This window comes from Hymenobacter psoromatis, from assembly GCF_020012125.1.
GTDB lineage: Bacteria > Bacteroidota > Bacteroidia > Cytophagales > Hymenobacteraceae > Hymenobacter > Hymenobacter psoromatis.
This window is the reverse complement of sequence record NZ_JAIFAG010000007.1, coordinates 1-3,183: the sequence shown is the minus strand read 5'-3', so window position 1 is coordinate 3,183 and position 3,183 is coordinate 1. Positions and strand designations below refer to the sequence as shown.

Here is a 3,183-nt window from a genome sequence, read left to right as displayed (position 1 = left end):
CGAATTGGGTTAGCTCTACCAAAGTTCTGTTTAAATAGCTTTGGTCACTAGATATTTCAAACCTTAAAAAATTGTCTTCTAGTTTGTTATCTCTGAACTCTCCTTGTATTGAGACACGGCCTAATAACTCATAATTGATTGCGAATGATAGATTCCTTTCACTTGATTCAAATTTTGCTGAGCCATTTAACTTTTCATGAGCTTCTCTTAATGAGTTGTACAAGTCAAACACCTCTCCGGTAGAAAGCCATAGTTTACTATCTACAGAGAACCCGTTGCTCTCCACTTTTACTCTGGACTCAGTGTCATATCCTCCAAAGTGGCTAGTCTGGTCAGGAAAACCAAAAATCTTATCAATTTCTACTTCTAGAAATCCATTAAAACCTCTAACTGAAAAGGAGTCCATTAGGCAGTAAGCAAAGGGTGAAAACAAAAAGCTTGGCCGAGTAGAGGGCGAACCTTCAACACATCGACCAAGCTCCAGGCGTTTATAGCAGCTGCCGTATTCCTTCCTGGGTGATACCTCTACCAACCAAGTCCGCTTCGGGCGAGCAGGGCGAAGGTAGGGTAAAAATCCATACCTTAACCGAGCCTAGAAAAACAAAGCCATAACCCACTATGGTTTGAAATGAGGCAAGGGGTCTGCTTCGCACCCCTTGCCTCATTTCAAACCGTGGTCCCTACGGGGTAGCTCGTTCTACTGGGGGCTCTGCCCCCTGCCCCCCCGAGGTAAAAAAGGCATGGTGCTAAGCCGCCTGCCTAGTCCCTTCCCCACTGCCCCATGCCTTACGCTGTCCTTCGAGTTGCCAAAATCAAAACCCAGGCTCACGCGGTCGCGGCCACTGGCCACAACTACCGCCAAGCGCAGCACCCCCACGCCATAGCCAACGCCGACCCGCAGGCCCCGCACCCGAACCGGGAGTATGTCAACCATGCGCAAGAGGACTACTGGAGCCTGCTCGAAGCGCGCATCCAGGAGGCTGGGGTGAAGCGCATCCGGTCGGACTCGGTGCGGGGAATGGAAGTAATCCTGACTGGCAGCCCGGAGGGATTTATCCGAGGTCAGGACGGGCGTGCGGTGGACTATTCTAAAAGCAAGTGGGCAGGGGACAATCTTAGATTTTTACAAGAAAAGTTCGGGGCCAAGAACATCGTATCGTTCACCCTGCACCAGGACGAGAAGACCCCGCACATTCATGCCGTGCTGGCTCCCATCACCGAGACGAACACCCTTTCGGCTGATAAGCTGTTCAACCCGGCCAGCTTGCGGCAGCTGCAAACCGAATACGCCCAGGCAATGGCCTCGCATGGCCTAGAACGCGGTATTGAGCACAGCCAGGCCAAGCACGACCCCATACAGCGCCTGTACGGACTAGAAACCCAGCATGTGCAGCGCGTGGCGGAGCTGAGTAAGCCTAGCGCGCCAGCACCGGCCATTGAGCTCAGCGACCCCCCGACCGCGCCGTGGAAGCACGCTGAGTGGAAAGCCGGTGAGGAATTGCGGATTAACGCCGAGCTAGCTCACCAAGCGGAGGCCGCCCGAGCACAACTCGTCGAGGTGGCCAAGCTGGCTCAGGCGAACACGGCCGCCGCGGAGCAGGTCAGAGTGCTCCAAAAGCAATTGAACACGTCAGAGGGGCTAAAACAGGGTAATTACACCAGTTTGCAGGCGGCCCAGCAAGTGAGCCAGGTGGAAGGCCAGGCGTTTGACAAAATGGCCGTGCAGTACGCTCAGGGTAGTGACTTACCCGTTTTACGCCAGCTAGGGCAGGAAATCCGTGAGGAAACGCGCCAGGCGCTCGTGCAGACCATCGAGCAGACCCTAACCCAGCCCGTGAAAGACGCCGCCGACTTCGTGGCCAAGCTGAAGGCTGCCGGCTACGAGGGACAGGCTAGGGAGCCGGGGAAGGTGATACTCACTCACGAGCAGACCGGAGCCACCTTCCCCATCAGTGAGCTACGCCCCAATGGCCAAGCCCTAGAGGCGCAGCTCACCGCTGCCGTCGAGCGCACCGCCCAGCAGGCCAAAGACCAGGCACAAGACAGAGGCCAGAGTCGGGGTCGTGGAATTGGGAGGTAACCCCATTTTAAAGCCCCAAATACTTCGCCTTCCCGACCATCGAAAAAACACCCCAAAAACACCCGTTTTTTCCGCTTTTTAAGAGTCTAAGAAGCAAACGCCTCTAACTCACTGATACTCAGTAGGGGTCATTTACCAGGTTGGTAAATTTAATTTACCAACCTGGTACTTTTCACTTTCCATATAAAAGCAGAATTTGGTAAATAAAATTTACCAAATGAAGGTACTATTTAGTAAATACCTTGTACCTTCGAGGTAAATAAAATTTACCATTATGGCCTACAAATCGGTAAAAAAATACGAGGCTTTCAAGGAAAATCCTTTCATTGAAAAGGCCATCGAGGACATCAAAGTGATTCGCAAAACTCAGGTTATGCGGTCAAAAAATCGGGATGAAATCCAGATGATAGTGAACTCTGATGGCGAGGTAGAAGGGCACACAGCCTTCATGAAATTTGTCGAGGTGGATGAGGAAAAGTTTGCCAAAGTGTACCTCAGCCAGTTTACCGCATTTTGGGAATTACCAAAGTCTGCTATTAGGGTTTTTGGCTTTATAATCAATGTCTTAAAGCCAAAAAAAGACGAGTTTTATCTAGAAATGACTAAGTGCTTAGAATACACACAATACAAACATCCCAAAGACGTGCTTTCTGGCCTTTCTGGATTAATTGAGTGTGGAATAATTGCTCGTAGTGATAGTCATTTCAAGTACTTTATAAACCCTCTTGTTGTGTTTAATGGCGACCGGGTTACGTTTGCCAAAACCTATATCAAGAAAAAGAAGGAGGCTAATAAGTCCCAGCTTGACCTCTTTCAAGAAGTCGAAGTACTACCCTCTGCAAAACCCAAAAAAGCCGTTTCCAGCGATAAAACGCAGAAAATTATGGAGAGTAAGCGCAAACGGCATGAGGCCAACAGCTCCGAATTGGGGGCAGTGGGGAAGAAGTAACTAAAGGGAAGAAAAGAGCGCGCAGGCGGCTTAGCATCATGCCTTTTTTACCTCGGGGGGGCAGGGGGCAGAGCCCCCAGGAGAACGGATTTAGGTAGTGGTTGATAGAGTATCTAAATAGACTTTTTCCCAGAATTATCACCGTACTTTCTGA

The 3,183-nt window shown here is 50.5% G+C and carries 3 protein-coding genes; 2 read left to right on the top strand and 1 reads right to left on the bottom strand.

The genetic code is table 11. The features are described from left to right. A partial coding sequence (locus LC531_RS22555; protein WP_223654578.1) for a WapI family immunity protein occupies positions 1-406 on the bottom strand: 406 nt, incomplete at its 3' end. A gap of 375 nt (positions 407-781) precedes the next feature. On the opposite strand from LC531_RS22555, the gene mobV reads away from it, so the two are divergent. Further along, positions 782-2,080 (top strand): MobV family relaxase, encoded by a 1,299-nt coding sequence (gene mobV, locus LC531_RS22550; protein WP_223654576.1) that lies wholly within the window; start codon positions 782-784, stop codon positions 2,078-2,080. 274 nt (positions 2,081-2,354) lie between these two features. Beyond that, entirely contained in the window at positions 2,355-3,029 is a 675-nt protein-coding gene (locus LC531_RS22545) for a RepA protein (protein WP_223654574.1), read from the top strand. Positions 3,030-3,183 lie beyond the last annotated feature (154 nt).